A 26,254-nucleotide genomic window follows, 5' to 3' on the forward strand; every position below is an offset into this window, starting at 1 on the left:
TAGTTGGACCAATCTGAGAGGTGATTCCTATCAGTGAGCCCATGCCCACCCTCGCTCAGCTGCGTTCCTTCCTCGCCGTGGCCGAGCATCTCCACTTCAGGGAGGCGGCGACGGCACTGAAGATGAGCCAACCCACCCTCTCCGGAAATATCGCCTCATTGGAGGAGATATTGGACACACAGCTGCTGGAGCGGACCACCCGCAAGGTGCTGCTCACCTCCGCCGGCGAGCGCGTGGCCGAGCACGCCTGGCGGGTGCTGGCCGCCGTGGAGGACCTGATGGGCGAGGCCGCCCAGAACCGCGAGCCCTTCAGCGGGCCGGCCCACCTCGGCGTGATCCCCACCGTGGCGCCGTACGTGCTGCCCGCGCTGCTGCCCATGTTCGCCCAGCGCTTCCCGCAGCTCAAGCTGACCGTCCACGAGGCCAAGACGGACACGATCCTGGAGGAGGTCCGCGAGGGACGGCTCGACCTGGTCCTGCTCGCCCTGCCGACGGACGTGGGCGGCCTGGTGGAGACGCCGCTCTACGACGAGGACTTCCTGCTGGCCCTCCCCCACGACCACCCCCTGGCCGCGGACCCCGCGCCGCTCGACCGCGACGCGCTCAAGGGCCTGGACATCGTGCTCCTCAACCAGGGCCACTGCCTGCGCGAACAGGCCATAGACGTGTGCCGCGAGGTGGGCGCGCGGGCCACCGCGACCACGTACGCGACCAGCCTGCCGACGCTGGTGCAGCTCGTGGCGGGCGGCCTCGGCGTGACGCTGCTGCCGGAGTCGGCCGTGCCGGTGGAGACCGGCAAGCGGGTACGCCTGGCGCTGCGCCGCTTCGCCGCCCCCGCCCCCGGCCGCACGATCGGCCTGGCCTACCGCGCCTCCTCGGCCCGCGCGGCCGAGTACGACCAGCTCGCCAAGGCCGTCCGCACCGCCATCCGCCAACGCCGCCTCCCGGTCAAGCTCACCTCGTGAACGCGCGCAGCGCCCCGGCGATCTCCGTCACGTCGTCGAGCTTGCCGGAGGCGACGGCGACGACCAGGTCGTAGGCGTCGTCGTCGGCCGGGTCGAGCTCGATTCCGTTCTTCGCGAGGAAGACGTAGGCCGTGAGCCAGCCCGCGCGCTTGTTCCCGTCGACGAGCGGATGGTTGGTGACGATCGAGTGGAGGAGGGCCGCGGCCTTGGTCATCAGGTCGGGATAGGCGTCATGCCCGAACAGCGAGGTCCGCGGCCGCAGGAGCGCGGCCTCCAGGAGCCCGAGGTCGCGCACCTGAAGGGGGCCGCCCACCGCGGCCCGCGCGATGCGAAGCCCTTGTTCGAGGCTGACGTAGCGGATCACTCGCCCAGCCTGCGCAACAGGTCCGCGAATCGCCTGGCGCCCTTCTCCGCCAGAGCGTCGGTGATCTCGTCGTCGGAGGCGCGCTCCAGGTACTCCTCGATCGCGCGCAGCACGATCTGCTGCATGCTTCGCCCTTCCAGCTCGGCACGCTTACGAAGAGCCTCGGTCTGTTCGTCGTTCAGGCGAAGGGTCATGGCCATGCCCTCATCGTAGGTCTGGGGCGGTATCACAGCGATACCACGGAGAACACTTTACTCTCCGTGACCTCTCGGTTGCGCCGGAATCAGCGGGGGACGAGGTGGAAGAAGGAGCCGTCGGAGGGGGTGTGGGCGGGGTCGGAGAGGTCGTCCAGGCGGGTGGCCGCCTCCGGCGGGAGGGTGAGGTCAAAGGCGGCCAGGTTCTCCCGCAGCTGCCGCACCGAGCGCGGCCCGAGCAGCACCGACGTGACGCCGGGACGTCCGGCGACCCAGGCCAGGGCGACCGCGGCCGGGTCGGCCCCCAGCTCCGCCGCGACCTCGGCCAGCCCCTCGGCGACGGCCAGGTTGCGGTCGTTGAGCAGCGACTGCGCCCAGCGGGCCGCGCCGGGCATCGCGGCGCCGAGCAGGCGGCCCATGCGGCTGTCCGGGTCGGGGATCTCGCCGCGCCGGTAGCGGCCGGTCAGGACGCCGCCGCCGAGCGCGCCGTACACCACCGTGCCGAGGCCGAACCGGGCGCAGGCGGGCAGGATCTCGGCCTCGACGACCCGCTGGAGCAGCGAGTACTGCGGTTGCAGGCTCACGAACGGCGTGCCGCCCACCCGCTCGGCGGCCCACTGCGCCTCGACGATCTGCGCGGCGGTGAAGTTGGAGCAGCCGAGGTAGCGCACCTTGCCCGAACGGACGAAGCCGTCGAGGGTGGCCATCGTCTCCTCGATCGGCGTGCCCGGGTCCCACTGGTGGCACTGGTAGAGGTCGATGTAGTCGGTGCCCAGGCGGCGCAGGCTGGCCTCCAGGGCGCGGGTGAGGTGCCGTCTGGACAGGCCCCGCCCCTCCGGGCCGACCGGCATGGCGCCCTTGGTGGCCAGCACGACCCACTCGCGCCTGCCGCGCAGCGCCCGGCCGACGATCTCCTCGGTCTCGCCCCGGTGGTAGAGGTCGGCGGTGTCGATGAAGTTGCCGCCCGCGTCGAGGTAGGCGTCGATGACGCGGCCCGCCTCGGCGGCGTCGCCCGCGGCCAGGCCGTGCTCGGTGCCGAAGTTCATGGTGCCGAGGCAGGCGCGGGAGACGCGCAGCCCGGAACGTCCCATGGTCTGGAAGTGCACGAATATGCCCCTAGAATCGGAATGACTGTTCCGCTTGGATGCGGGGAACGATACGGAACAATGGTTCCGGATGTCAACGCGATGATGTCGACGCGAGGAGGGCCCATGCGTGCCGACGCCCGGCGCAACCGCGCCCGTGTGCTGGAGGCGGCCGAGGTCGTGCTGGCCCGCGACGGGCTCGACGCCTCGATGCGCGAGATCGCCGCGCTGGCCGGCGTGGGCGTGGGGACGATCTACCGCCAGTTCCCCACCAAGGAGGCCCTGTACGCGGCGATCGTGGCCGACCGGCAGGAGCGGCTGGCCGAGATGGCCGAAGAGCTGGCCGGCGCCGCCGACGCCGGAGCGGCCTTCTTCGAGTTCTTCGACCGCATCGTGGCCTACTCGACGGTCAAGAAGATCCTGGTGGACGCCCTGGCCAGCGCCGGCATCGACGCCAAGGCGGGCGCGCCCGACATCAGGGGCGCGATCGGCGCGCTGCTGGAGCGGGCGCAGCGGGCGGGGGCGGTGCGCGAGGACGTGGGCATGGCGGAGCTGCTCGCCCTGCTCAGCGCCGCCTGCCTGGCGGCGCAGCACCACAACTGGAGCGACGACCTGCGGGCCAGGGCCCTGGCCGTGCTGTTCGACGGCCTGCGCCGGGCTACCCCTGCGACAGGCGCTTGAGCCGGGTCACCGCCTCGTCGATGACCTCGTCCTTCTTGCAGAACGCGAAGCGGACGAAGTGCCGGCCGCGTTCGGGGTGCTCGTAGAAGACCTGCGTGGGGATGGCCACCACCCCGGCCAGCTCGGGCAGGCGGCGGGTGAGCTCCAGGCCGTCGGTGAAGCCCAGCGGCCGGATGTCGGTCTGCACGAAGTACGTGCCCGCCGGCCCGAACACCTCGAAGCCCGCCGCCGCCAGCCCGTCCATCAGCCGGTCGCGCTTGTCCTGGAGCCCGGCGCGCAACGCGGCCACCCACTCCAGCTCGGTGCGCAGCCCGTACGCCACCGCGAGCTGCCAGGGCGCGCTCGCGGTGAAGGTGAGGAACTGCTTGACCGTCGAGACCGCCCGCACCAGCTCGGGCGGCGCGCACACCCAGCCGGTCTTCCAGCCCGTGACCGAGAACGTCTTGCCCGCCGAGGAGATCATGACCGTGCGCTCGCGCATGCCGGGCAGCGTGGCCAGCGGGACGTGCTCGACGCCGTCGAAGGTGAGGTGCTCGTAAACCTCGTCGGTGATCGCGATCAGGCCGTGCTCCTGGCACAGCTCGGCGATGACCGTCAGCTCGTCCCTGGTGAAGACCGTCCCCGTCGGGTTGTGCGGTGAGTTGACCAGGATCGCCCGGGTACGCGGCGTGACGGCGGCACGCAGCTCGTCGGGGTCGAAGGTGAAGCGGCCGTCCACCGGACGCAGCGTCACCGCCGCGAGCCTGGCCTGGGCCAGCGCGATCGAGGCCGCGTAGGAGTCGTAGTACGGCTCGAACGCGATCACCTCGTCGCCCGGCTCGCACAGCGCCAGGACGCTCGCCGCGATGGCCTCGGTGGCGCCCACGGTGACCAGCACCTCGCCCGCCGGGTCGTAGTCGAGCCGGTAGTGGGCCATCCGGTGCTCCGAGACCGCCTGCCGGAGCTCCAGCACGCCAGGCCCCGGCGGGTACTGGTTGGCGCCCGAGGTGATCGCCTGCACGGCGCGGTCGAGCATGGCGGCCGGGCCGTCGGTGTCAGGGAAGCCCTGTCCGAGGTTGATGGACCCGGTCTGCACGGCGAGCGCGCTCATCTCGGCGAAAATCGTCGTGCCGAAGGCGCGCATCCTGGAAACAAGTGGTTCGGTCACGCCCCCACACTATTAGTCTCGTCTCGTGATCATCCGGGTCGTGCTAGCCCTCGCCCTGAGCGTTCCCCTCGTCACGCCTGCCACGCCTCCTCCCGTGGAGTCCGCGCCCTGCCCGGTCGCCGTGCCGGAGCACACCGTCTGCGGGTTCCTGCTGGTCCCCGAGCGCCGCGACACGCCCGGCCGGACCATCAAGGTCGGGTACGCCGTGCACACCTCGACGGCCGCCGGCCGCAAACCCGATCCGATCGTCTACATGGGCGGCGGGCCGGCGTCGTCGTCGCTGCAGCTCACCGGGTTCCTGAGCCAGATGTTCCCCGACCGCGACGTGGTGACGATCGAGCAGCGCGGCGGGAAGTACTCCCGTCCGGTGCTGGGCTGCCCCGAGACGGCCGAGGCGCTGCTCGGACGGCTGCGCAGGCCGCCCGCCGACGTGGGCGCGGCGGCCCGGCGCTGCCGCGCCCGCCTCCAGGAACAGGGCATCGACCTGCGCGGCTACAACACCAAGGAGATCGCCGCCGACGTGGTCGCCCTGCGCCAGGCGCTCGGCCATCCCTCCTGGAACCTGTTCGGCGTCAGCTATTCCACCCGCGTCATGGCCGACGTCGCCGCGGCCGACCCGCAGGGCGTGCGCTCGGTCGTGCTGGACTCGTTCCTGCCCGAGTCCGTGGCCTGGTACGACGACGCCGACCGCAACCTGCGCGACACCGTGGCCGCGCTCGGCGTGGGCGACGCCTTCGACCGGGTGGTGGCCGGGCTCAACCGCTCCCCCGCCCGGGTGCCGACCACCGATCCGCTGCTCGGCCGGCCGTTCACGGCGACGATGTCCGGCGACGACGTCGCCACCGTCCTGGCCGAGGCGCTGCACGAGGCGGACGTGTCGGCCGTGGCGCCCGCGCTGGTCGGCGGGCTGGCCGAGGGGCACGACGAGCTGCTGCGGCCGCTGGCCGACGCGGTGGGCGAGGGGCTGGTGTCGCACGAGTTCGGGCTGTACCACGCGGTGCAGTGCCAGGACGAGGTGCCGTTCAACACCTTCACCACCAAATCCCGACTTTTCACGGTAAACGCGGACAAAGCGGTGTGTGATGCGTGGCAACTTCCCCAATCCGCCCCCGTGAACGCCGTCCCCAAGGCCCCTGTCTACGTCGTCGGCGGCGATCGGGACCCCACCACCCCCGCCAGGACGGCCGGGCCCGCCGCCAGGGCCATCCCCGGCGCCCGGTTCGAGACGTTCCGCGGCAGCCACGCCGTCTTCCTCAGCAGCGCGTGCGCCAGGAAGCACATCGCCGAGTTCGTCGAGTCCCCAGGCGGCGTGTCGCCGAAGCCGTGCGAGCCCGACCCGGGCCTGCCGCCCACGCTCCGGCTCGCCGACACGCACGTCACCGGCGCGCCGTACCGCATCTCGCAGGCGCCCTGGCTGGCCGCGCCCTTCGCGCTGTTCGCGCTCGTCTCGCTCGTCCAGCTCGCCGCGGGCGCGCTGCGCGGCAGGTCGGTGACCGCCTTCGCGGGGCTGGCCGGCGTGGCGTCCGCCGGGCTGACCGGCCAGGCCGTCTACGGTATGGCGAGCAGGAACGAGACGGCCCTGGCCGTCGGCGTCCCCGCCTCGGTCGGCGGCCTGTACACGTGGATCGCGGTGGCCTCGGCCGTGCTGAGCGTCGCGGCCCTGTTCCACGCACGGCGGTGGCCGCACATCGTGGCGGCGGTCACCGGCGCCGGATTCCTCGTATGGTGGTTCACCTGGTTCCTGTGACGCGCATCCGTGAGCTGGACGCCCTCCGCGGCTTCGCGGTGGGCGGCATCATGCTGGTCAACACCTGGCAGCACGCGAGCCACGAGCCCTACACCGGCATCGACCGCACGATCGAGGCGCTGTTCCAGAGCCGCTTCTACCCGATCTTCTCGCTGCTGTTCGGCATCAGCTTCGTGCTGTTCCTCGACCGTTCGGGAAGCCGCTGGGCGCTGGCCCGCCGGCTGGCCTGGCTGGCCTGCTTCGGCCTGCTCCAGCACACCTTCTACGAGGGCGAGGTGCTGACCGACTACGCCCTCTACGGCCTGGTGGTGCTGCTGCCCGCCTCGTTCCTGCCGGGCGGCCTGCCGGTGCTGGCGCTCGGCGTCGTGGCGACCGTCTGGGCCACCTGGCACGGCGCGGGCCCGTCGCTCATCCCCGGGCTGTTCCTGGTCGGCATGGGGCTGATGCGGCTGCGCCCGCCGCGGAGCCTGCTGGCCCCCGTGTTCGCGGCCTCGGCGCTGACCTCCCTGGTGCTGACGGTCACCTGGGCGGGCGTCGCGGAGGCGCCGGGGGCGGGCGACTGGACCGTCTACAGCGTGGCCGCGCTGTCGGGGGCGGCGGCGTACGCCAGTGGGCTGCTGCTGGCGCTGCGGCCGTGGTCGTCGGCCCTGCTGGAGCCGCTGGGCCGGATGGCGCTGACGAACTACGTCACCGGCACGGCGGTGATCGCGCTGTGCACGGTCCCGCTGAAGACCGGCGCCACCCGCTGGCCGGTGCTCGCGGTGGCGCTGACGACCGTGGTGGCGCAGACGTTGTTCAGCGGCTGGTGGCTAACCAGATTTCGGTACGGCCCACTTGAGTGGATCTGGCGGTGCCTGACCTGGTTTCGACTGGTGCCCAACCGGTTAGAGTCGGGCCGTGACCACAATCGCCCTCTGCCAGATTCCGGTCTCTCCTGACCCGGCCACCAACCTCAAGAGGGCCAGGGAGGCGCTCGCCCGCGCCGAGGGGGCCGACCTGGCGATCTTCCCCGAGGCCACGCTCACCCGTTACGGCAGGCGCGTCACCGAGCTGGCCGAGCCGCTCGACGGGCCGTTCGTGTCGGGGCTGGCGGAGGCGGCCCGCACCCACGGCCTGGCGGTGATCGCCGGCGTGTTCGAGCCGGGCGAGGGCCCGGCCGGCGCGAAGGTGCACAACACGGCCGTGGCGATCGGCCCCGACGGCGGGATCAAGGCCGCCTACCGGAAGATCCACCTGTTCGACTCCTTCGGCTCCAAGGAGTCCGACCTGGTGGCGCCGGGCGCCGAGCCGGCCGTGGTCGAGCTGGCCGGGCTGCGCGTCGGGCTGGTCACCTGCTACGACATCCGCTTCCCCGAGCTGACCAGGGCGCTGGTCGACAAGGGCGCCGACCTGTTCGCGGTGATCGCCGCCTGGGGGTCGGGCCCGCTGAAGGAGGACCATTGGGTCACGCTGGTCCGCGCACGGGCCCTGGAGAACACGATGTGGACGGCCGCCGTCGGCCAGGCGCCCAACCCGGAGGAGTCGAAGGACGGGTTCGGCGTGGGGCGCAGCATGCTGGTCGACCCGCTCGGAGTGGTCCGGGCCGACCTCGGCACCGGTCCGGGGGTCCAGCTCGTCCGTCTCGACACCGAATGGACGGCCACCGCCAGGGCCATGCTCCCGTGTCTGGATCACCGGGTGCTCAAGGGTCAACCGACCGTAAAGTAGAGCCATGAGCGGAACGCAGATGCAGAAGGTCGTGCCGCCGCGTCTGCTCGTGCCGTACCTGTCGGGCAAGCGCACGGTGATCTCCGGCTACGTCTACCGGGTCCAGGACTGCGTCAGGCTGACCACGCCGGCGGCCCTCTACTACGGCCTCGACCTGTCCTTCGACGGCTCGGAGCTGTTCCCCGAGGTGCCCGAGCTCTACCTGATGCGCTGGCACGCCCGCGACGTCGACACCTACGCGGTGCCCTACGGCCCGCACATGGGAGGCGACTGGAGCGACGTGCCGCCGTTCGCCGGCAACGGGTTCACCACCTCGCCCGACCACGTGGTGCCGCAGTTCCACACCGTCCCGATGCCGATCCCGGCGGGGGCGGAGATCGTCCACGTCACCGACGAGGGCGAGCGGCCCTTCGCCGGCTACGACGGCCTGACCTGGCGGCCCGCCGCATGAGCGAGGAGATCACGCCGGTCGCCTCCGGCTTCGTGGCCCGGTTCGGCGAGCGTACGCTGCCGGCCGCGCTCGGCCCCGACAACGACCAGGTGGTGCTGTTCAGCGAGGTGGAGCTCGACGGCTTCGAGCCCGCCTCGGGCTACTGGCGGCGGGTGGTGGCCAGGTCACGGCTGGAGTGGCTGGTGCTCGTCCGCACTGTCGGCGCCTTCGGCGGCGAGCCGTGCATCGTCCTCGACGAGGACGACGACGGCCTGCACATCGCCTACACCGGCCACAGCGGCATGAAGGCCGAGGCGCTCGGCTACTGGATGGTCGACCACGGCGCGTACGAGGTGGTCGTGCCGCGCGAGGAGGTCTTCTCCATCCGCGTCGAACGCATCCCCGTGCCGTAGGCGGTCAGCCCAGGGCGCGGTAGCGGGCCAGGCGGGCCGCCAGGCGGTCGGCCGGCGGCGCCTCCAGCAGCTTGGCGATCTCGTGCTCCAGCGCCCGCCCCACGCGCTCACAGAACTGCCTGGGCTCGTAGGCGGCGTCCGGCAGCTCGGGGATCACCCGGTCGACGATGCCGTCGCGCCGCAGGTCGGTGGCCCGGATGTGCTGGGCCTGGGCGATCTCGGGGGCGAAGTCGACCGACCGGTAGAGGATGGCCGAGGCGCCCTCCGGCGGCAGCGGCGACAACCAGGCGTGCTGCGCGCACAACACCCGGTCGGCCGGCAGCAGCGCCAGCGCCGCCCCGCCCGCGCCCTCGCCGAGCAGCAGGCACACGGTCGGCGCGTCGAGGGTGACCAGCTCGGCCAGGCAGCGGGCGATCTCGGCGGCCAGCCCGCCCTCCTCGGCCGACTTCGACAGGTCGGCCCCCGCGGTGTCGACCACGGTGACCAGCGGCAGCCCCAGCTCGGCCGCCAGGCGCATGCCGCGCCTGGCCACCCTGAGCCCGGCCGGGCCGAGCGGCAAGCGCCGGCGCTGTCTTCGCCGGTCCTGGCCGAGCACCACGGCGGGCGCCGACCCGAACCTGGCCAGCGCCAGCACGAGCCCCGGCTCGTTCTCGCCGGCGCCGCTGCCGCTGAGCGGCGTCACGTCGGTGGCGGCCAGCTTGAGCAGCGTGCGCACGCCCGGACGGTCGTCGCGGCGCGAGCGGGTGATCGCCTCCCACGCCTCCACCGGCCGCAGGTCCTCCGCGGGCGGCTCGCCCGCCTCGACGCCGGTACGCGCGGCGCACAGCACGGAAAGGGCCCTGATCGCGACCCGGCGGGCGTCGTCGGCCGACACGACGGCGTCGACCAGGCCGTGCTCGTAGAAGTTCTCGGCCACCTGGACGCCCTCGGGAAAGGGGTAGCCGTGCAGCGCCTCGAACACCCGCGGCCCGAGGAACCCGATCAGCGCCCCCGGCTCGGCCGCGGTGACGTGCCCGAGCGAGCCCCAGGAGGCCAGCACGCCGCCCGTCGTCGGGTGGCGCAGGTAGACGACGTACGGCAGCCCGGCCGCGCGGTGCTCCTGCACCGCGACGGTGATCCGGACCATCTGGACGAACGCCAGCGCCCCCTCCTGCATCCGGGTGCCGCCCGAGGCCGGGGCGGCCAGCAGCGGCAGCCGCTCACGCGTGGCGCGCTCGACCGCGGCCGCGATGCGGGTGGCCGCGGCGACCCCGACCGACCCCGCCATGAAGGAGAACTCGCAGACCACGACGGCGACCCTGCGGCCGTCGAGCAGCCCCTCGCCGGTGATCACCGACTCGTCGTAGCCGGACTTCACGCGGGCCGCGGCCAGCTCCTCGGCATAGGAGGAGCCGGGCTCCGCCGGATCGGCGGGCGGCGCGTCCCACGACTTCCACGACCCCCTGTCGAGGACCGCTTCGATCAGTGTGCGCGCGTCCGGACGGCTCACTATCGCTCCTAACGATCAACCGATGATGCCATGGTGACGCACGAGGGTACATGCCGGAGCCGGGAATTGCCGATCATCCCTCCCGCTCTTCGAGCCAGGCGAGCACGGCCTCGCCGTCCTGGCCGAGCGCGGGGGGCGCGGTGTGCTCGGCCGCGGGCAGGCCGTCGAAGCGCAGCGGCGGCCCGGGAAGCTCGATCGGGCCCAGCACGGGGTGGTCCACCTCGACCAGGAGCCCCTGGGAGCGGGTCTGCTCCCAGGCGTAGACCTCGTCGATCGACCTGATCGCGCCCGCGGGCACGCCGGCCTCGCCCAGCCTGGCCAGCCAGTGGGCGCGGTCGTGGTCGGCCAGGGCCTTCTCCATGTCGGCGATCAGCTCGTCCCGGTGTGCGAATCTCTGCCTGTTGGTCGCATATTTCGCCACATCAGGGTCGATGTCGAGTAGCTTGGCGACCTTCTTCCACTGGCCGTCGTTCGCCACGGCGATCTGCAGCATGCCGTCGGCGCAGCGGAAGGCGCCGTAGGGGGCGATGGAGGCGTGGTGGTTGCCGTTGGCGCCGGGGACCTGGCCGCCGACCGTCCAGGCCGTGCCGTGGTAGGAGTGGACGCCGGTGACCGCGGCCAGCAGGGACGTGCGCACCACCCGGCCCCGGCCGGTGCGCTCGCGCTCGTACAGGGCCGCCGCCACGCCGTACGCGCCGTGGATGCCGGCCAGCAGGTCGGCGATCGAGGCGCCCACCCGGTACGGCTCCTCGCGCGAGGGCCCGGTCAGCGACATCAGCCCCGCCTCGCCCTGGGCGATCACGTCGTAGCCCGGCCGGCCGCCCTCGGGCCCGTCGTGGCCGAACCCGGTGATCGACAGGACGACCAGGCGCGGGTTGAGCTCGTGCAGGCGCTCGACGGGGAAGCCGAGCCGGTCGAGCACGCCGGTGCGGAAGTTCTCGATCAGCACGTCGCTCTGCCGGACGAGCCGCTCGATGAGCTGCCTGCCCTCGGCGGACTTGAGATCGACCGCGATGGACTGCTTGTTGCGGTTGGCCGCCAGGAAGTAGGTCGAGATGTCGTGGTCGGGCCCCACGAAGGGCGGCCCCCATCCGCGCGAGTCGTCACCCCCGTCCGGATGCTCCACCTTGATCACCCGGGCGCCCAGGTCGCCGAGCATCTGCGCGGCGTGCGGCCCCGCCAGGGCCCTGGACAGATCGAGGACGACGACGTCGCCGAGGGGTCCGAGCAAGGTCAACCTCCAGCTTGCGTTGGGCCGGAAGAATATTCTCTCAGGCGCCCGTCCACCATCGCCTACCCTGGTCCGGTGAAATCCCTGGCCCGCCGCATCCAGGCCCTGCCGCCCTCCTGCGGGCCCGTCCGCCTGGTGGCCGTCGACGGCCCGGCGGGCTCGGGCAAGACCACGTTCGCCGGCCGGCTCGGCGCGGCGCTCGGCTGCCAGGTGATCCACAGCGACGACTTCCCCGTCCACTGGGACGACGGCCCCGGCGCCTGGTTCCGGCTGCTGGACGAGCAGGTCCTGCAACCGCTGCGGCACGGCCGCCCGGCCGGTTTCCGCCGGTACGACTGGGTGCGCGAGCGCTACGCCGACCAGGTCTCCGTGCCGGCCGCGCCCGTGCTGGTGGTCGAGGGCGTCGGCACCGCCCGCCGGTCGGCCGCCCGCCTGCTGGCCTTCACCGTCTGGGTGGAGGCCCCCGAGGCCGTGCGGCTGCGGCGCGTCCTCGACCGCGACGGCCCCGACCTCGAACCCCGGTGGCGGCAGTGGTTCGCCGCCGAACGGGCCTGGTTCGCCGCCGACCGCACCCGCGAGCGCGCCGATCTCGTCGTCGAGACGTGAACCGGGTCGCCCTCCCGCCCGACTGAGCAGGGTGACGGAAGGACGACATGACAGATGAGCTGCTCGTCGTACGCGCCCAGCTGGGCGAGCGCGCGGCGATCGCCGAACTCGTACGCCGCTGGCACACCCCGGTCTGGACCTACGTCCGGCGCATGCTGGACGCCGAGCGCGCCGACGACGTCGCCCAGGAGATCTGGGCGGCCGTCGTGCGCGGCCTGCCCCGGCTGCGCGCGCCCGGACGGTTCGCGCCCTGGCTGTTCACCATCGCCCGCCGGGCGGTCACCGACCGCCTGCGCGAGGAGTACGCGCGGGCGGAGAGCGCGGCCGAGCCGGAACCGGTGACCGAGGACCCCGCCGAGGCCGTCGTCGACCGCGCCGGCCTGCTCGCCGCCCTGTCCGCCCTGCCCCCTCCCGAGCGGGAGATCCTCGTCCTGCACTACCTGGAGGACCTGCCGGTCGAGGAGTGCGCCCAGATCTGCGGCATCCCCGCCGGAACCGTCAAGTCCAGACTCAGCCGCGCCCGCCGCCTCCTGCGCGACCACCTGAAGGAGATCGACCATGACCGATGAGCCGCGCCTGACCGCCGACCAGATCATCGAGCGCCTCGAACCGTCGCTGTCGCCGTGGCGGCGCGTGCGCGCGCTGACCGCCCTGCTCGCCGGGGCCGCCGGGACGGTCTTCGTCTGCGCCCTGTGGTGGACCGAGCCCGGCCCGCTGCCCGGCCGCACCCACCTGGCCTTCGCCGCCCTCACCGCGTTCTGCCTGGCCTGGGCCTGCTACGGCGGCTGGCTGAGCACGCGCAGAACGCCGCTGTTCGCCCGCGACCGGGTGATCGCCGGCTGGATCGCCCTGGCGGCGGCCCTGCTCACCACCGCGCTCGTCGCCGCCGTGGCCACCGGCGCGCTGGCGCTCGGGCTGGCGTTCGTGGCGGTGAGCGCCGTGCTGACCGGGCAGGCCCACGCGCGGCGGGCGCGGCTGCTGCGGCTCAAGCGGGATCTAGGTGGGTGACGTCGTTGAACGCCACCACCTCGAACCCTCCGCCCGCGGCCCGCCAGACCGACACCGACGCGTTCAGCACCGGCGCGAACCGCAGGACGTCGGCCAGGTCGGCGTCGTCCCGCCCGGCCATGACGTGCCGCAGGCCCAGCACCACCGAGTCGTGGGCGACGATCAGCACCCGCCGCCCGTCCGCCGCCGCGCGCAGCCCGTGCAGGAAGTCCTTCAGCCGGGCCACCACGTCGGCCAGCGACTCGCCGCCGGGCGGGCGGTAGGCGTAGGGGCCCTCGGCCCGCATCCGCCGCACCTCGCCGGGGAACCGCTCGCCGATGGCGGCCAGGTTGAACCGGGCGAAATCGCCCGACTCCTGGTCTCTGAGCCGCTCGTCCACGGTGACCGGCAGCGCGCCGGCGCCCCAGGTCTCGTGGGCGGCCTTCCAGGTGTCGAGGGCCCGCAGGTAGGGGGAGCACCACACCTCCTCGGGCGCCTCGCCGGCGGGCAGCCCGGCCAGCATCCGGCCGAGCGCCCGCGCCTGGAGCAGGCCGAGGTCGGTCAGCGTCACCTCGTGGTCGCCCCGCTCGTAGACCAGTGGCCGGTCGCCGGCCTGCGCGTGCGCCAGGTTCGCCTGGCTCTCCCCGTGGCGTACGGCGACTATCCGAGAAGGTCCCATGGCCGCCATCCTCGCATCCGGACGCCGTACCTCGCCGAAGCCGCCGGAGCGGGCCGTCGTAGGGTGATCCTCATGACTGAAGTCGCATTGCTCGGGACCGGGCTCATGGGCGCTCCCATGGCCCGCAACCTGCTCAAGGCCGGCCTGCCGGTCAGGGTGTGGAACCGCACGCGGGACAAGGCCGAGCCGCTGGCGGCCGACGGCGCCGTCGTCGCCGGCTCCCCCGCCGAGGCGGTCGAGGGCGCCGACGTGATCGTCACGATGCTCAGCGACGGCGACGCCGTGCACGACGCGATGACCGCCGCCGCGCCCGCGCTGCGCCCCGGCCAGGTGTGGGCGCAGATGAGCACGGTCGGCGTGGCGGCGGTCGGCCGCCTGGCCGCCCTGGCCGCCGAGCACGGGCTGACCTTCGCCGACGCGCCCGTCCAGGGCACCAGGCAGCCGGCCGAACAGGGCACCCTGCTCATCCTGGCGGCCGCCCCCGAGCCGGCCCGGCAGGCGCTCGCCCCGGTGTTCGACGCCGTCGGCGCGCGCACCCTCTGGCTCGGCGAGGACGGCGCCCAGGGCACCGGCACCAGGCTCAAGATGGCCGCCGTCAGCTACGCCATCTCGATGACCGGCATCGTGGCCGAGGCCCTGGCCCTGGCCAAGGGGCTCGGCGTCGACCCCGGCCTGGTGCGCGAGGTGATCACCGGCGGCCCGCTGGACAACGTCTACTTCCAGGCCAAGTCGAAGGCCATCCTGGAGGGCGACCTGGAGCCGTCCTTCACCGTGCACAACGCCGAGAAGGACACCCGGCTGATCACCGAGGCGGGCGAGTCGGCCGGGGTGCGGCTGGACATGGTGGCGGCGGCCGGCGAGCGCCTGCGCCGCGCCGAGGCGCAGGGGCACGGCGACCAGGACATGGTGGCCACCTACTTCGCCAGCTTCGACGAGGAGTAGCCCCCGCCGGTTCCCTACAGTTCGTCCACCTCCGCGAACGTTCTGCCGCCGGACAGCCTCGGGTAGCCGGGGCCGCGGTCGAAGAAGCGGTCAGTGGGCGGGCGGAGGCGGGCGCGGAGCTCGGCGGTGCCGCGTTCGTCGATGCGGTCGCCGTCCAGGACCACGCCGTAGTCGCCCAGGGCGCCGGCGATCGAGACCTTGCCGTCGCGGACGTCGGCCGCCACCGCCCGCGGGTCGCGGTCGTAGGGGGAGCCCCAGCCGCCGCCGCCCGTGGTGCGGACGCGGATCAGGTCGCCGGCCTGGACGGGGTGGTCGTCCACCAGGCCGTCCATCTCCTTGCCGGCGATCTCCACCCGGAACGGACGCCCGGCCAGGCCGCCGTTGACGCCCCAGCACGACAGGATCGACCGGTCGGCGATCGACATGTACGACGCGTCCCTGAGCATCCTGATGTGCTTGTCGTAGCCCAGGCCGCCGCGGAACATGCCGGGGCCGCCCGAGTCGCAGGCCAGCCCCAGCCGCTCCACCCGGAACGGCCAGCGCGCCTCGGCGAACTCGACCGGGATGTTGCGCGAGTCGGGGACGATGTGGATGGTGTCCTCGCCGTCGGCGTACCAGCGGCCGCCCGAGCCGCCGCCCAGCACCTCGCGCATCAGGTACGGCGTGCCGTCGGCGTCGCTGCCGTAGACGCCGGTGTAGCGGATGGTCTCCTGGTCGGCGGGCATGCGTCCGCCGGTGGCCTTGGCCAGCACCCCGGCCAGCACGCCGAGCAGGCGCAGGATGACGAACGTGCGGGCGTTGGTGGGCGCCGGGAAGACCGGGGTGAGCAGCGTGCCCTTCTCCGGGAAGACCATCCTGATCAGCGGCACGACGCCCTCGTTGACGTCGAGCTCGGCCATGCGCTCGGGCGTGTCGGCGAGGTTGCGCAGCACCGGCGCCAGCCACTTCTTCAGGAAGACGCCGTCGGCGTAGTCGCCCGCGTGGTTGATCGGGCCCTTGGCCTGGGGCGAGGTGCCGGTGAAGTCGATGGTGAGCGGCGCGTCGGCGGCGTGGTCGACGGTGAGCGTGATGCGCTGGGCGTGCAGGCGGGGCTCGTCGACGCCGTCGTGCTCGGCGTAGTCCTCCCAGACGTACGTGCCTTCGGGGATCTTGGCGAGCAGCTCCCTGCGGAAGGTCTCGGTGGTCTTGGAGACGATCGCGTCGAAGCACTCCTCGACGGCCTGCCTGCCGTACCGGTCGAACAGCTCGCCGAGGCGGCGGGCGCCCATGAGGCAGGCCGAGCACTCGGCGTCGAGGTCGCCGGCCAGGGAGTCGGGCATGCGGGAGTTGCGGGTCATGATGCGCAGCGCGGTGTCGTTCGGCACGCCCTGGTCCCACAGCTTGATCGGCGGGATCATCAGGCCCTCCTCGTACACCGAGCGGGCGTGCGAGGGCATCGAGCCGGGCACCGCGCCGCCGATGTCGTCGTGGTGGCCGAACGCCTGCACGAACGCCACCACGACCCCGTCGTGGAAGACCGGCACGGTGACGCACAGGTCGGGCAGGTGGCCGATGCCGCCCTCGGACAGGTAGACGTCGTTGTGGAAGTAGACGTCGCCGGGCTTCATCGTCTCGATCGGGAAGTCGCGCACGATCGGCTGGACGAGCGCGCTGTAGGAGCGGCCGGTGAGCTTGCGCAGCCGGGCGTCGTGGATGCCGGCGCGGAAGTCGTGCGCGTCGCGGATCATCGGGGAGCGGGCCGTGCGGGCGATGGCCGTCTCGACCTCCCGCTCGACGGAGGCCAGCGTGCCCTCGACGATCTCCACCAGGATCGGATCAATCACGTCGGATCTCCACATTTCCGTATTCGTCCACCTTCGCGGTGAAGCCCGGGTGCACGGGGATCGTCGATCCGTACTCCTCGATGACCGCCGGGCCCTGGACGGTGGCCCCCGGCCCGAGCGCGGCCCGCTGGTGGATCGGCGTGTCGCGGGTCTCCTCGAAGTGCACAGGACGGACCGACGTGGCCCCCTCCCCCGGCTTGCCGAGCCGCCGGATCGCCGGACGGGTGATGGGACCGATGCCCGAGACGCGCAGGTTGACCCATTCGACGCCGTGGCGCGGGTCGTCGCGGTAGGCGTACCCGTACAACTTCTCGTGGGCGTCGTGGAAGGCGTCGATCACCGTGCGCTTCCAGTCGTCGTCGAGCGGGCCCGCCGGGGCCGCGACGCGCACCTCGAACGCCTGCCCGTAGTAGCGCAGGTCGGCGCTGCGCACGTGGACCGGGTCGTCGAAGCCCTCGCGGTCGAGCGCCTCGGCGGCCTGGCCCTCCAGCTCCTGGAAGATCTGCGCGGCGGTCTTGAGGGCGAGGTCGCGGGTGACGTACGTGCGCACGTAGTCGTTCTTGACGTCGACGGTGAGCAGGCCGAACGCCGAGACGTTGCCCGGGTCGCGCGGGACGACGACGGCGGGCAGGCCCAGGATGTCGATCAGGCGGCAGGCCAGCAGCGGCCCCGACCCGCCGAACGTCACCAGCGGGAAGTCCCGTACGTCCAGGCCGCGCTTGACGGTGAGCTGCCGGATCGCGTTGCTCTGGTTGAACGCGCTGATCTCCAGGATGCCGGTCGCGGTGCGCTCGGGGCTGAGCCCGAGCTTGTCGGCCAGCGCCTCGACGCCCTGGCGGGCGGCGTCGGCGTCGAGCGGGATCTCGCCGCCCAGCAGGTGGGGCGGGATGCGGCCGAGGAACACGTGCGCGTCGGTGACCGTGACCTCCGAGCCGCCCTTGCCGTAGCACAGGGGCCCCGGATCGGCGCCGGCCGAGCGGGGGCCGACCTTCAGCGTGCCCTCGGGCGAGATCCAGGCCACCGAGCCGCCGCCCGCGCCGACCGTGACGATGTCGATCATCGGGATCTTGCACGGGTAACGGCCGACCGTGCCCTCGGTCGTCAGGGACGGCTCGCCGTCGATCACCACGGCCACGTCGGTCGAGGTGCCGCCGCCGTCGAGGGTGATCACCGACGGGTGCCCGGCAGTGGAGGCGATCAGCGCCGCGCCGAGCGCGCCCGCCGCCGGGCCCGACAGCACGGTGGTGATCGGCTGGTTGACGACCTCGCGCGCCGACAGCACGCCGCCGTTGGACTTCATCACCGAGAACGGCATGCCGAGCCGGTTGGACAGTCCGGCGATGTAGCCGCGCACGGCGGGCTTGACCGCGGCGTCCACCAGGGTGGTGATCGAGCGCTCGTACTCGCGGTACTCGCGCAGCACGTCGCTGGAGAGCGAGATCACCGCCTCCGGGTGCTCGCGCCAGAGGATCTCGCGCATGCGGCGCTCGTGCTCGGGGTTGGCGTAGGAGTGCAGGAAGCACACGCCGACCGCGGTGATCCCCTTCGACCTGAGCCAGCGCGCGGCCTCGACGGCCTGCTCCTCGGAGAACGGCCGCACCTCGTTGCCGAGGTGATCGAGCCGGCCGCCGACCGTCCTGACGAGGTGCACGGGGACGATCCGCGGCGGTTTGACCCAGAAGTAGGAGTTGCCGTAGCCGTCCGGCACACTCTGCCTGGCGATCTCCAGGATGAACTCGAAGCCCTCGGTGGTGATGAAGCCGAGGTTGCCGATGCGGTCTTCGAGCAGCTGGTTCGTCGCGACGGTGGTGCCGTGGACGATGGAGGCGACGTCGAGCTCGCCCAGCTTCCCGATGCCCGCGACGAACCCGTCGGCCGGGTTCGCGGGCGTCGAGGGGGTCTTGGTGGTGACGATCTCACCGGTCTGCTCGTCCACCGCCACGACGTCGGTGAACGTGCCCCCGGTGTCCACTCCGATTCGGACGCTACGCATGGCTCCTCAGCTTCGGCGACGGCCGAGAACTTCGTCGATGACCCGGGGCGCGTTCTGGGTGCCGACGTAGGCCGCCAGGCGCACCACCAGCTCTTGGGATTTTGCCAGTTCGGCCTCGACTCTGGCCTTCCCCGACTGGCCGGCCTGCACGCCGAAATAAGCGCCCATGATCGTGCCCACCACCCCGGCCACGCCCGCGAACAACGCGGCGAACTCCTTGGTGGCGAACACCGCGGCGCCGAAGGCGATCAGGATCGCGACGATGCCCGCCACGACGACCAGGAAACCGTACCGCCATCGGGTGGCGTCGGCCTGGGCGGCCGTCACGTCGTCCTGTGTCAGCATCGCGTCGAGCGTCGGTGGATTGTCGGTGACCACAGTTCCTCCTGATAGTCCAGGGGAGAAATGTCCCACGAGGTCATGGAACAAGCCAAGCCGCTAAGCTGGCCTCCTGTGACCGAACTGTCTGCCTTGTCAGCCGTGCCATCCGGAGCCCGGGACGCCGTGCTGAAGTTCTACTTCGGCCCCATGGACTGCGGGAAGTCCACTCTGGCGCTCCAGATGAACTACAACCACGGCCGCCAGGGGCGGCGCGGACTGGTCCTGACCAAGCACGACCGCTCCGGCGGCCCGAAGGTCACCAGCCGGATCGGGCTGGGCCTTGAGGCGATCGAGGTGGAGGACTCCCTCGACCTCGTCGGCCTGGTCACCGCGCACGAGCGCATCGACTACCTGATCTGCGACGAGGCCTGCTTCTACACGGTCGAGCAGATCGAGCAGCTCGCCGACCTGGTGGACGAGCACGGCATCGACGTCTACGCCTTCGGGCTGGCCTCCGACTTCAGATCGGTCATGTTCCCCGGCGCGCAGCGGCTGTTCGAGCTGGCCGACGAGGTGTGCCGGCTGCAGGTCGAGGTGTTGTGCTGGTGCGGACGCCCCGGGCAGCTCAACGCGCGCGTGGTGGGCGGGGTGCTGGCGCGGACGGGCGAGCAGGTCGTGATCGGCGACACCGACGCCTCGCCGGTGCGCTACCAGGTGCTCTGCCGCCGCCACCACCGCTCCGGCCAGCTCGGCGAGGGCGGCGCCCCGGCCTGACCCGCGTGCCTTGAGCCGGGGGCTTCACACCAGCCTGACCCGCGTGGCTCACACCAGCCGGTCGAGGGCGGCGCGGAACAGGCGGCGCTCGTCCTCCGGCAGGGCGGACAGGAAGGCGCGCTCGGCCTCCTCCACGGCCGGCACCGCGAGGCGCATGGTCTCGCGGCCGTGCTCGGTCAGCTCCACCGCGTTCTTGCGGCGGTCGCCCGGATGCGGCCGCCGCGCCACCAGCCGCTTGCCCTCCAGCGCGTCGACCATGGCGACCATCGTCGTGCGGTCGATGCCGAGCCGCTGGGCCGCCTCCTGCTGCGACAGCGGCTCGGGGGCGTCGATCACCGACAGCACCCCGAGCTCCCGCCCGTCGATCCCGTAGGGCGCGAGCGCCGGGCCGGTGAACTCGGCCAGGCGCAGCGCGGCATGCTTGAGCAGGTAACCAAGGCGGCGGCTCGACACCTTCCGATTGTCGCACCGCCGCGGGCGGGGCCGTTCAGACCGCGCAGTAGCCGTCGTCGTCGCATCCGTCGGCCGGCGGGGCGAGCTGGGTGATCGGCGTCTGGCCGGTACGCTCGGCGACCTCGTCGATCGCCGCCGCGAAGGCGTCCTCGGGCTGCGCGCCCGACACCGCGAACTTGCCCTCGAACAGGAACAGCGGCACCCCGCTGACACCCAGCGCGCCGGCCCTGGCCAGGTGCTCGCGCACCTGCTCGGCGCCCTCGCCGGTGTCCTGGACGCCGACCTCGCCGGCCAGGCGGCTCAGCACGCCGGGGTCGCCGACGTTCGCGCCCTCGCCGAAGTACGCGCGGAACAGCCGGTCGGCCATCTCCTTGCCGAGCCCCTGGGCGGTGGCGGCCTCGATGAGCCGGTGGGCCTCGAAGGTGTTGGCGTTGACGGCCCGCTCGTAGTCCATCTCCAGGCCCTCTTCGACGGCGACGGCCTTGACCCGCTCGGTCATCTGCCGCGCGCCCGGCCCGAACTTGCGCTCAAGGGCCGGGATCAGCGGCTCGCCCTCGACGGGGGCGTCGGGGTTGAGCTGGAACGGGCGCATGGTCACCTCGATCGTGCCGCCCTTGGCACGGAAACGCTCGGCGGCGCGGGCGAACCTGACGTGCCCGATGTAACACCAGGGGCACACGACATCGGAGAAGATCTCGACTTTCACCCCATCGACAACCACGCGGACCGCACGACGATTCCGCCGGCCGCGGGTCACCCGGCGGCCAGCTCCTCCAGCCGGTACGGCAGGTAGGCCGAGTCGTCCACCAGGGCGGACGCGCCGCGCCACCAGCCGAACCACTCGCCGCTGCGCCACATCCAGTCGACCCGCTCGATGGCGGCCACCACGTCGCCGACGGTCCCCCACCGCTCGCCCAGCTCCTCGCGGGTGACGCCGTGGCGGACGGCCCAGGCCCGCAGCACGCCCGCGGCGGCGGCCGGGATCTCGCGGGCGTACGGGTCGGGCTTCTCGCCGGGCAGCCGGTGGGGCCCGAGCCCGGCGGCCACCCCCCAGCTCCACTCGGCCTCGGCGGGCCTGGAGTAGCGCAGCGACTGGAAGTCGAGGTTGGACCCCAGCGCGTCGTCGGGACGGCGGGCGACGACCGCGTCGAGCCGGCCGCCCGCGTCGAAGTGCACCACGAGCCGCTGACCCGGCCGGACCCCCGGCGGCAGCTCGAAGCGGTCCTCGGCCTGCCAGGAATTGAGGTCGACCTCGGCGACGGGCCGGCCCCAGAGCTGGTCGGCGGCGTCGTCGGCGATCCAGGCGGCCAGCATCTCCAGCGCGGTCAGGTCGGTCCACGGCTCGATCGCGACGGCCGTGCGCAACACCTCGTCGGGCGGCGGCAGCTTGCCGCCCCTGGGCCGCGTCCACCAGCCGGCGCCCAGCTCGCGGGCGCCGACGAGGAGCGCGGCGATGGCGGCCAGTTCGGCCGATCGGCGGGTGAGCGACGCGCCGAGCGCGAGCCCGAGCGCGCGGTCGGTCCGCTGGTCGCCGAACACCGGCCGCACCTCGGCGACCAGCGACTCGGCGGTGGGGCGCTCCTCCCCCAGCAGGTCGCGTACGATGCGCCTGGCTTCGTTCCGTGCGTCTTCAGCGTGTGCCTGCCGCATACCGCCACGCTACGCCGGGAGATCCTTTTCCGCGAGGGTCGTCGTGGCGCGTCCCTCAGCCGCGCCGGCCGGCTGTGTCGCGGCCGAGCAGCCGGCCCACGGCGACGCCGGCGAGCGCGGCGGCCGCGCCCATGCCGAAGGCGGCCAGCAACGCCCACGGGCGGGGCTCGGCGGGCCGCGCGGGCGGCCGTTCGTAGACCGCCGGGGCGGCCGGGGCGGCCTCCGGTGCAGCCTCTGGTGCGGCCTCTGGTGCGGTCTGGGCCGCCGGGGGCGGGGCGCTGAGGTGGCCCTCGACGGCGGAGAAGAACTCGCCCGCCGTGCGTTTCGCGACCGAGCCGAGCATGCGCTGCCCGACGCCGCCGATCATCCCGCCGATCACCGCGTCGGCGTCGTAGTCCACCCGGGTGCCGCCGTCGATCTCGCTCAGCCGTACCAGGACGGTGGCCTCGACCGTGCCCGGCGCGCCCTGGCCGCGCGCCCGCAGCGTGAAGCTCTCGGGCGCGCGCGGCTCGGCCAGCGCGACCTCCCCCTGGTAGAGGCCCTTGATGGACGCCACGCCCGCGTTGACCGTCATCCTGTAGGTGTCCGGCCCGGTCTCCTCCAGGCGCTCGCAGCCCGGGATGGTGCGCACGAGCACCGCCGGGTCCTGGAGCGCGGCCCACACTCGATCTCGCTGTACGCCGATCACGGCGCTGCCCGCCACCTTCATGCGGCCACTCTAGGCACCGGTGACCGGCTGGTTAAGGGCAAGACCTGCCAGTCGGGCGACGCGTCGCGCTGATCAGGGCTGGCAAGATGGTGCTCCATGTGCTGGGGGCGTGGAACGGTCAGGAGCGGGGCCGGGCGTGGCGGGCTGGGGCCGGCCGTGCTCGCCGGGGTGCTGGTGGCGCTGGCCGCCGAGTGTGCCACAGGCGGCACCACAGGCGACACCGGCGGGGTCGTGACCGGGCCGTCGGCGAAGCAGTCCGCGACCGGCGTCCCCACGTCCCGGCCCACTCCGCAGGGCCCGCCGGGGGCGCTGCCGCGCGCCGGCGAGGTGGGCCCGATCAGGGGCGAGAACGGCCTGCCCCCGGTGATCAGCTCGATCCCCACCAAGCGCAAGGTCGTCTTCCTGACCATCGACGACGGCTGGGAGCAGGACCCGGGCTTCGTCAAGCTGGTACGCGACCGGCGCGTCCCCATCACCGCCTTCGCCATGCGCGACGCGGTCGAGGCCAAGGGCAGCCCCGACCCGGCCGGCGGCCCCGGCCGCTACGTGGGCGCCGGCAAGTGGGGGTACTTCCGGCAGCTCCGCGACGTCCACGTGCCCGTCGAGAACCACACCCTCACCCATCCCGACCTGCGCCGCCTGGCCCTCGACGGGCAGCGCCGCGAGATCTGCGGCGCGGCCCAGGTGGTCGGCAAGGAGATCGGCACCCGGCCGGCGTTGTTCCGGCCGCCGTTCGGCAGCTACAACACCGACACGCTGCGGGCCGCCCGGCGGTGCGGGGTGAAGGCCGTGCTGCTGTGGACCGCCACCGTGCAGCCGGGCGGCAAGATCGCCTACCAGGTGCCCGACAAGCGCCTGCGTCCGGGCGACATCCTGCTCCTGCACTTCCGGCCCAACCTGGCGGCCGACTTCCGGGTGCTGATCGACAAGATCAAGCGGCGCGGCTTCGAGCTGGGCAATCTGCGGGCCTACCTCGACGCCGCGGGCGGGGTCCGCCGGGCGGGGTAGTGCGCAATCCGCCCGGCGGGTGACGCGCCGGGACGTACCCGTACGGGATCCTCGAAAAGTAGGCAGAACCGGGGGATGTGACCAACGTCGCATCGCGATGCTCTACGGCCTGTAGTACTACTACAGGTAGAAGTACTACAGCTTGTAGAGCTATGAGCGGGTGGGGATTGATGGACGCGCTTGACCTGGCACGGTGGCAGTTCGGGGTCACCACCGTGTACCACTTCTTGTTCGTGCCCCTGACCATCGGTCTGGGCATCTTCGTCGCGGGCCTCCAGACGGCCTGGCACCGCACGGGCAAGGAGCACTACCTCAAGCTCACGAAGTTCTTCGGGAAGCTGTTCCTGATCAACTTCGCCATGGGCGTGGTGACCGGCATCGTGCAGGAGTTCCAGTTCGGCATGAACTGGAGTGAGTACTCCACGTTCGTCGGTGACGTCTTCGGCGCGCCGCTGGCCATGGAGGCGCTGCTGGCCTTCTTCATGGAGTCCACGTTCCTCGGCCTGTGGATCTTCGGCTGGGACCGGCTGCCGAAGAAGGCGCACCTGGCCAGCATCTGGGCCGCCGCGATCGGCTCCAACCTGTCGGCCTACTTCATCCTCGCCGCCAACGCCTGGATGAAGCACCCGGTCGGCTACGAGGTCGTGGACGGCAAGGCCAGGATGACCGACCTGTGGGCGGTGCTGACCAACTCCACGGCGGTCGCGCAGGTGCCGCACGTCATCGGGGCCGCGTTCATCGTGGCGGGCGGGTTCGTGCTGGCGGTCAGCGGCTACTGGCTGCTGCGGACGCGCGCGCCGATGTGGCGCAGCGCCGCGCGCGGCGCGCTGGTCATGACGGCGATCGCGGGGGCGGTCGTCGCGGGCACCGGCGACATGTCGGCCAAGCTCATGTACGAGCAGCAGCCCATGAAGCTGGCCGCGGCCGAGGGCCTGGAGCGCGACACCGCGGGCGCGGCCTTCTCCCTCGCGCCCGGCATCGAGATCCCCAAGGTGCTCAGCTTCCTGGCCACCAACGACCTCAACGCCACCGTCCAGGGCACCGAGGACCTGCAGAAGCGCTTCGAGCAGCAGTTCGGCCCCGGCGACTACCGGCCCGACCCGACGATCGTGTTCTGGTCGTTCCGCGTGATGATCGTGTTCGGCATGGCCACCGCGGGGCTCGCGCTGCTCGGCCTCTGGCTGACCCGGCGCAGGCGCGAGGTGCCGTCCTGGCTGGCGCGGGCGCTGCTGCTGGCGCTGCCGCTGCCGTTCGCGGCGGTGATCGCGGGCTGGCTGCTGAGCGAGATCGGCCGGCAGCCCTGGACGGTCGCCGGCGAGCTGCTGACCGCCTCAAGCGTCTCGCCCGGCGTGACCCTGGCCGAGGTCGCCATCTCGCTGACCGTCTTCACACTCCTGTACGGCGGCCTGGCCGTGGCCGAGGTCGTCCTGCTGGCCAAGCACGTGCGCAAGGGCGTCGAGGAGCGGCAGCCCGCTCCCGAGGCACAGCCGCTCGAACCGTCGCTGATGTACTAGAGGGACCAGACCATGATCAACATGTGGTTCGTCATCATCGCCTTCCTCTGGACCGGGTACTTCGTCCTCGAAGGCTTCGACTTCGGCGTCGGCCTGCTGGCGCCGCTCCTCAGCAGGAACGCCGCCGAGCAGCGTCAGAGCCTGCAGACCATCGGCCCGGTCTGGGACGGCAACGAGGTGTGGCTGATCACGGCCGTCGGCGCCATGTTCGCCGCCTTCCCCGCCTGGTACTCCGGCCTGTTCAGCGCGTTCTACCTGCCCGTCACGCTCATCCTGGTCGGCCTGATCGTGCGCGGCGTCGGACTGGAGTGGCGCGGCAAGGTCGCCAACCCGATCTGGTGCGACCTCGGCATCCTGGTCGGCAGCGGCCTCCCGGCGTTCCTGTGGGGCGCGATCTTCGCCGACGTGCTGTTCGACAGCGGCCCGGCGGCCCTGCTCGGCGGCGCGTTCACGCTGACGCTCTGCGTGCTGCACGGCGCGGTCTTCCTCGCGCTGCGCACCACCGGCCCGGTGCGCCGCCGGGCCAGGACCGCCGCCATGGCCGCGGCGGCGGTGGCCATCCCGGTGGCCGTGCTGGCCCTGTCGAACCTGGGCTCGCTGCCCGCCCTGGCCGCCATGGCCGCGCTGGCCGCCGCGGCGGCGCTGATCTGGCGGCGCAGGGAGGGCTGGGCGTTCGGCGCGACCGCCGCGGGCATCGTGCTGGCCACGCTGGCGGTCTTCATGGAGCTGCGCGTCGCGCCGCTGCCCGGGCTGACCCTGGCGGCGGCCGCCTCGGGGCCGTACACGCTGACGATGCTGAGCTGGATCGGGCTGATCACGCTGCCGTTCGTGCTGGTCTACCAGGGCTGGACGTACTGGGTGTTCCGCAAGCGGGTCATGCTCGCGGCGGCGTAGGGCGCCTCAGCCGACCGTGCGCATCTGGTTCGTGCGGTGGTCCTTCAGGTGGAGGTCGCCGCCGAGCCGCTCCTTCAGCAGCTCCAGCACCTTGCGGCTGGACAGCACGGTCCACAGGTTGCCGACCAGGTGCGGGTTGTACTCGGGGGCGGCGTCCATCCAGGCGTCCTTGCCGGACTGGCTGGCGAACGTCGTGACGAAGAACTGGCCGTCGGCGGTCCGGCAGTAGCCCGTACGGATCTCGGCGGCGTCGACCTGCATGCGCGGCTTGCAGCCGACCTTGGCGGCGAGCTGCTCGACCGTCTGGGGCGCCGCCGCCCGCGGGGCGTTCCGGCCGGCCGCCGCCGGGTCGCCGGAGCCGCCGCCGGCGGAGCAGGCGGCGACCAGCCCGGCCAGCAGCGCGAGGACAGCCAGACGTGGAAATGTCGTCATGTGCGGAGTTACGCAC

Annotated in this window: 30 protein-coding genes; 15 read left to right on the forward strand and 15 right to left on the reverse strand. The window is 72.7% G+C overall.

From position 1 onward, the window contains the following. Positions 1-41 precede the first annotated feature (41 nt). Positions 42-965: a LysR substrate-binding domain-containing protein gene (locus ACIBQ6_RS32170; protein WP_358284944.1), complete on the forward strand. Its 924-nt coding sequence runs from the start codon at positions 42-44 to the stop codon at positions 963-965. Here ACIBQ6_RS32170 and ACIBQ6_RS32175 read toward each other — a convergent pair. The 3 genes from ACIBQ6_RS32175 to ACIBQ6_RS32185 all read right to left on the reverse strand — a co-directional run bounded on the left by ACIBQ6_RS32175 (position 955) and on the right by ACIBQ6_RS32185 (position 2,629). Continuing rightward, positions 955-1,329 (reverse strand): type II toxin-antitoxin system death-on-curing family toxin, encoded by a 375-nt coding sequence (locus ACIBQ6_RS32175; RefSeq protein ID WP_397216446.1) that lies wholly within the window; start codon positions 1,327-1,329, stop codon positions 955-957. The two genes, ACIBQ6_RS32170 and ACIBQ6_RS32175, sit on opposite strands and share 11 nt — an antisense overlap. Further along, the gene (locus ACIBQ6_RS32180; RefSeq protein WP_397163705.1) at positions 1,326-1,529 is read right to left on the reverse strand and encodes a DUF6290 family protein; all 204 of its coding nucleotides are present in this window, start codon (positions 1,527-1,529) and stop codon (positions 1,326-1,328) included. Before ACIBQ6_RS32180 ends, ACIBQ6_RS32175 begins: the two co-directional genes overlap by 4 nt. Positions 1,530-1,612: 83 nt before the next feature. Further along, the gene (locus ACIBQ6_RS32185) at positions 1,613-2,629 is read right to left on the reverse strand and encodes an aldo/keto reductase (RefSeq protein ID WP_358284941.1); all 1,017 of its coding nucleotides are present in this window, start codon (positions 2,627-2,629) and stop codon (positions 1,613-1,615) included. 105 nt (positions 2,630-2,734) lie between these two features. Here ACIBQ6_RS32185 and ACIBQ6_RS32190 point away from each other — a divergent pair, with 105 nt between their 5' ends. Continuing rightward, on the forward strand, positions 2,735-3,289 hold the full coding sequence (locus ACIBQ6_RS32190) for a helix-turn-helix domain-containing protein (RefSeq protein WP_358284939.1): 555 nt from the start codon (positions 2,735-2,737) through the stop codon (positions 3,287-3,289). Here the strand turns inward: ACIBQ6_RS32190 and ACIBQ6_RS32195 are convergent. Then, entirely contained in the window at positions 3,267-4,436 is a 1,170-nt protein-coding gene (locus ACIBQ6_RS32195) for a pyridoxal phosphate-dependent aminotransferase (protein ID WP_352363926.1), read from the reverse strand. The two genes, ACIBQ6_RS32190 and ACIBQ6_RS32195, sit on opposite strands and share 23 nt — an antisense overlap. A gap of 25 nt (positions 4,437-4,461) precedes the next feature. Between ACIBQ6_RS32195 and ACIBQ6_RS32200 the strand changes: the two genes are divergently transcribed. The 5 genes from ACIBQ6_RS32200 to ACIBQ6_RS32220 are packed head-to-tail and all read left to right on the forward strand — an operon-like array spanning position 4,462 to position 8,733. Next, entirely contained in the window at positions 4,462-6,183 is a 1,722-nt protein-coding gene (locus ACIBQ6_RS32200) for an alpha/beta hydrolase (protein WP_397216449.1), read from the forward strand. After that, a complete protein-coding gene (locus ACIBQ6_RS32205; protein WP_397216451.1) occupies positions 6,180-7,121 on the forward strand; it encodes a DUF418 domain-containing protein in 942 nt (313 codons plus the stop codon). Before ACIBQ6_RS32200 ends, ACIBQ6_RS32205 begins: the two co-directional genes overlap by 4 nt. After that, positions 7,081-7,890, forward strand: a complete 810-nt coding sequence (locus tag ACIBQ6_RS32210) for a carbon-nitrogen hydrolase family protein (protein ID WP_358284933.1) — start codon at positions 7,081-7,083, stop codon at positions 7,888-7,890. Before ACIBQ6_RS32205 ends, ACIBQ6_RS32210 begins: the two co-directional genes overlap by 41 nt. 4 nt (positions 7,891-7,894) lie before the next feature. Further along, a complete protein-coding gene (locus ACIBQ6_RS32215) occupies positions 7,895-8,341 on the forward strand; it encodes a hypothetical protein (protein WP_358284931.1) in 447 nt (148 codons plus the stop codon). After that, on the forward strand, positions 8,338-8,733 hold the full coding sequence (locus ACIBQ6_RS32220; RefSeq protein ID WP_352363918.1) for a hypothetical protein: 396 nt from the start codon (positions 8,338-8,340) through the stop codon (positions 8,731-8,733). The genes ACIBQ6_RS32215 and ACIBQ6_RS32220 overlap by 4 nt, the downstream gene beginning before the upstream one ends. Before the next feature lie 4 nt (positions 8,734-8,737). On the opposite strand, the gene ACIBQ6_RS32225 is transcribed toward ACIBQ6_RS32220, so the two are convergent. Beyond that, positions 8,738-10,222, reverse strand: a complete 1,485-nt coding sequence (locus ACIBQ6_RS32225; protein WP_397216453.1) for a carboxyl transferase domain-containing protein — start codon at positions 10,220-10,222, stop codon at positions 8,738-8,740. Positions 10,223-10,295: 73 nt separating this feature from the next. Beyond that, positions 10,296-11,453, reverse strand: a complete 1,158-nt coding sequence (locus ACIBQ6_RS32230; protein ID WP_357964777.1) for a CoA transferase — start codon at positions 11,451-11,453, stop codon at positions 10,296-10,298. A 75-nt stretch (positions 11,454-11,528) separates the two neighbouring features. Between ACIBQ6_RS32230 and ACIBQ6_RS32235 the strand changes: the two genes are divergently transcribed. The 3 genes from ACIBQ6_RS32235 to ACIBQ6_RS32245 are packed head-to-tail and all read left to right on the forward strand — an operon-like array spanning position 11,529 to position 13,067. After that, positions 11,529-12,059: a uridine kinase gene (locus ACIBQ6_RS32235; RefSeq protein WP_397216455.1), complete on the forward strand. Its 531-nt coding sequence runs from the start codon at positions 11,529-11,531 to the stop codon at positions 12,057-12,059. A gap of 47 nt (positions 12,060-12,106) precedes the next feature. Then, positions 12,107-12,628, forward strand: coding sequence for an RNA polymerase sigma factor (locus tag ACIBQ6_RS32240; protein ID WP_397216457.1), 522 nt, complete (start codon positions 12,107-12,109; stop codon positions 12,626-12,628). Then, a complete protein-coding gene (locus ACIBQ6_RS32245; RefSeq protein WP_358284917.1) occupies positions 12,618-13,067 on the forward strand; it encodes a hypothetical protein in 450 nt (149 codons plus the stop codon). Before ACIBQ6_RS32240 ends, ACIBQ6_RS32245 begins: the two co-directional genes overlap by 11 nt. On the opposite strand, the gene ACIBQ6_RS32250 is transcribed toward ACIBQ6_RS32245, so the two are convergent. Then, positions 13,045-13,725: a histidine phosphatase family protein gene (locus ACIBQ6_RS32250; protein ID WP_358284914.1), complete on the reverse strand. Its 681-nt coding sequence runs from the start codon at positions 13,723-13,725 to the stop codon at positions 13,045-13,047. The two genes, ACIBQ6_RS32245 and ACIBQ6_RS32250, sit on opposite strands and share 23 nt — an antisense overlap. Positions 13,726-13,797: 72 nt before the next feature. Here ACIBQ6_RS32250 and ACIBQ6_RS32255 point away from each other — a divergent pair, with 72 nt between their 5' ends. Further along, on the forward strand, positions 13,798-14,667 hold the full coding sequence (locus ACIBQ6_RS32255) for an NAD(P)-dependent oxidoreductase (RefSeq protein WP_387664200.1): 870 nt from the start codon (positions 13,798-13,800) through the stop codon (positions 14,665-14,667). 14 nt (positions 14,668-14,681) lie between these two features. On the opposite strand, the gene ACIBQ6_RS32260 is transcribed toward ACIBQ6_RS32255, so the two are convergent. The 3 genes from ACIBQ6_RS32260 to ACIBQ6_RS32270 are packed head-to-tail and all read right to left on the reverse strand — an operon-like array spanning position 14,682 to position 18,861. Beyond that, the gene (locus tag ACIBQ6_RS32260) at positions 14,682-16,490 is read right to left on the reverse strand and encodes a hydantoinase B/oxoprolinase family protein (RefSeq protein WP_397216460.1); all 1,809 of its coding nucleotides are present in this window, start codon (positions 16,488-16,490) and stop codon (positions 14,682-14,684) included. Continuing rightward, positions 16,483-18,483, reverse strand: a complete 2,001-nt coding sequence (locus tag ACIBQ6_RS32265) for a hydantoinase/oxoprolinase family protein (protein ID WP_358284907.1) — start codon at positions 18,481-18,483, stop codon at positions 16,483-16,485. The genes ACIBQ6_RS32260 and ACIBQ6_RS32265 overlap by 8 nt, the downstream gene beginning before the upstream one ends. A 6-nt stretch (positions 18,484-18,489) precedes the next feature. Then, the gene (locus ACIBQ6_RS32270; RefSeq protein ID WP_357992394.1) at positions 18,490-18,861 is read right to left on the reverse strand and encodes a hypothetical protein; all 372 of its coding nucleotides are present in this window, start codon (positions 18,859-18,861) and stop codon (positions 18,490-18,492) included. A gap of 102 nt (positions 18,862-18,963) precedes the next feature. On the opposite strand from ACIBQ6_RS32270, the gene ACIBQ6_RS32275 reads away from it, so the two are divergent. Next, positions 18,964-19,578: a thymidine kinase gene (locus ACIBQ6_RS32275; RefSeq protein ID WP_352363896.1), complete on the forward strand. Its 615-nt coding sequence runs from the start codon at positions 18,964-18,966 to the stop codon at positions 19,576-19,578. A 48-nt stretch (positions 19,579-19,626) separates the two neighbouring features. Here ACIBQ6_RS32275 and ACIBQ6_RS32280 read toward each other — a convergent pair whose 3' ends face one another. Genes ACIBQ6_RS32280 through ACIBQ6_RS32295 form a run of 4 tightly spaced genes read right to left on the reverse strand, consistent with a single transcriptional unit; the run spans position 19,627 to position 22,390 of the window. Beyond that, positions 19,627-20,031: a MarR family winged helix-turn-helix transcriptional regulator gene (locus ACIBQ6_RS32280; protein WP_397216463.1), complete on the reverse strand. Its 405-nt coding sequence runs from the start codon at positions 20,029-20,031 to the stop codon at positions 19,627-19,629. Between the two features lie 34 nt (positions 20,032-20,065). Beyond that, entirely contained in the window at positions 20,066-20,737 is a 672-nt protein-coding gene (locus ACIBQ6_RS32285; protein WP_358284902.1) for a DsbA family oxidoreductase, read from the reverse strand. Between the two features lie 47 nt (positions 20,738-20,784). After that, positions 20,785-21,681, reverse strand: coding sequence for a hypothetical protein (locus ACIBQ6_RS32290; RefSeq protein WP_397216465.1), 897 nt, complete (start codon positions 21,679-21,681; stop codon positions 20,785-20,787). 55 nt (positions 21,682-21,736) lie between these two features. Next, positions 21,737-22,390, reverse strand: a complete 654-nt coding sequence (locus ACIBQ6_RS32295; protein ID WP_397216467.1) for a carbon monoxide dehydrogenase subunit G — start codon at positions 22,388-22,390, stop codon at positions 21,737-21,739. Between the two features lie 96 nt (positions 22,391-22,486). Here ACIBQ6_RS32295 and ACIBQ6_RS32300 point away from each other — a divergent pair, with 96 nt between their 5' ends. From ACIBQ6_RS32300 to cydB, 3 genes are all read left to right on the forward strand, one after another. Continuing rightward, entirely contained in the window at positions 22,487-23,398 is a 912-nt protein-coding gene (locus ACIBQ6_RS32300) for a polysaccharide deacetylase family protein (RefSeq protein WP_397216469.1), read from the forward strand. Positions 23,399-23,568: 170 nt separating this feature from the next. Next, positions 23,569-24,912, forward strand: coding sequence for a cytochrome ubiquinol oxidase subunit I (locus ACIBQ6_RS32305; RefSeq protein WP_358284895.1), 1,344 nt, complete (start codon positions 23,569-23,571; stop codon positions 24,910-24,912). A gap of 12 nt (positions 24,913-24,924) precedes the next feature. After that, positions 24,925-25,806: a cytochrome d ubiquinol oxidase subunit II gene (cydB, locus tag ACIBQ6_RS32310; RefSeq protein WP_397216471.1), complete on the forward strand. Its 882-nt coding sequence runs from the start codon at positions 24,925-24,927 to the stop codon at positions 25,804-25,806. A 6-nt stretch (positions 25,807-25,812) separates the two neighbouring features. Here cydB and ACIBQ6_RS32315 read toward each other — a convergent pair whose 3' ends face one another. Further along, entirely contained in the window at positions 25,813-26,238 is a 426-nt protein-coding gene (locus tag ACIBQ6_RS32315) for a hypothetical protein (RefSeq protein ID WP_397216473.1), read from the reverse strand. Positions 26,239-26,254: the final 16 nt, after the last annotated feature.

It is taken from the genome of Nonomuraea sp. NPDC049655 (genome assembly GCF_044465465.1).
Taxonomy (GTDB): domain Bacteria; phylum Actinomycetota; class Actinomycetes; order Streptosporangiales; family Streptosporangiaceae; genus Nonomuraea.

What these genes read in the sequence shown, in the direction of transcription:
- ACIBQ6_RS32170 (WP_358284944.1), top strand. Translation starts at nt 42, where the DNA reads ATGCCCACCCTCGCTCAGCTGCGTTCCTTCCTCGCCGTGGCCGAGCAT.
- ACIBQ6_RS32180 (WP_397163705.1), bottom strand. Translation starts at nt 1,529, where the DNA reads ATGGCCATGACCCTTCGCCTGAACGACGAACAGACCGAGGCTCTTCGT.
- ACIBQ6_RS32190 (WP_358284939.1), top strand. Translation starts at nt 2,735, where the DNA reads ATGCGTGCCGACGCCCGGCGCAACCGCGCCCGTGTGCTGGAGGCGGCC.
- ACIBQ6_RS32215 (WP_358284931.1), top strand. Translation starts at nt 7,895, where the DNA reads ATGAGCGGAACGCAGATGCAGAAGGTCGTGCCGCCGCGTCTGCTCGTG.
- ACIBQ6_RS32220 (WP_352363918.1), top strand. Translation starts at nt 8,338, where the DNA reads ATGAGCGAGGAGATCACGCCGGTCGCCTCCGGCTTCGTGGCCCGGTTC.
- ACIBQ6_RS32240 (WP_397216457.1), top strand. Translation starts at nt 12,107, where the DNA reads ATGACAGATGAGCTGCTCGTCGTACGCGCCCAGCTGGGCGAGCGCGCG.
- ACIBQ6_RS32245 (WP_358284917.1), top strand. Translation starts at nt 12,618, where the DNA reads ATGACCGATGAGCCGCGCCTGACCGCCGACCAGATCATCGAGCGCCTC.
- ACIBQ6_RS32250 (WP_358284914.1), bottom strand. Translation starts at nt 13,725, where the DNA reads ATGGGACCTTCTCGGATAGTCGCCGTACGCCACGGGGAGAGCCAGGCG.
- ACIBQ6_RS32255 (WP_387664200.1), top strand. Translation starts at nt 13,798, where the DNA reads ATGACTGAAGTCGCATTGCTCGGGACCGGGCTCATGGGCGCTCCCATG.
- ACIBQ6_RS32265 (WP_358284907.1), bottom strand. Translation starts at nt 18,483, where the DNA reads ATGCGTAGCGTCCGAATCGGAGTGGACACCGGGGGCACGTTCACCGAC.
- ACIBQ6_RS32290 (WP_397216465.1), bottom strand. Translation starts at nt 21,681, where the DNA reads ATGCGGCAGGCACACGCTGAAGACGCACGGAACGAAGCCAGGCGCATC.
- ACIBQ6_RS32295 (WP_397216467.1), bottom strand. Translation starts at nt 22,390, where the DNA reads ATGAAGGTGGCGGGCAGCGCCGTGATCGGCGTACAGCGAGATCGAGTG.
- ACIBQ6_RS32300 (WP_397216469.1), top strand. Translation starts at nt 22,487, where the DNA reads ATGTGCTGGGGGCGTGGAACGGTCAGGAGCGGGGCCGGGCGTGGCGGG.
- ACIBQ6_RS32305 (WP_358284895.1), top strand. Translation starts at nt 23,569, where the DNA reads ATGGACGCGCTTGACCTGGCACGGTGGCAGTTCGGGGTCACCACCGTG.
- cydB (WP_397216471.1), top strand. Translation starts at nt 24,925, where the DNA reads ATGATCAACATGTGGTTCGTCATCATCGCCTTCCTCTGGACCGGGTAC.
- ACIBQ6_RS32315 (WP_397216473.1), bottom strand. Translation starts at nt 26,238, where the DNA reads ATGACGACATTTCCACGTCTGGCTGTCCTCGCGCTGCTGGCCGGGCTG.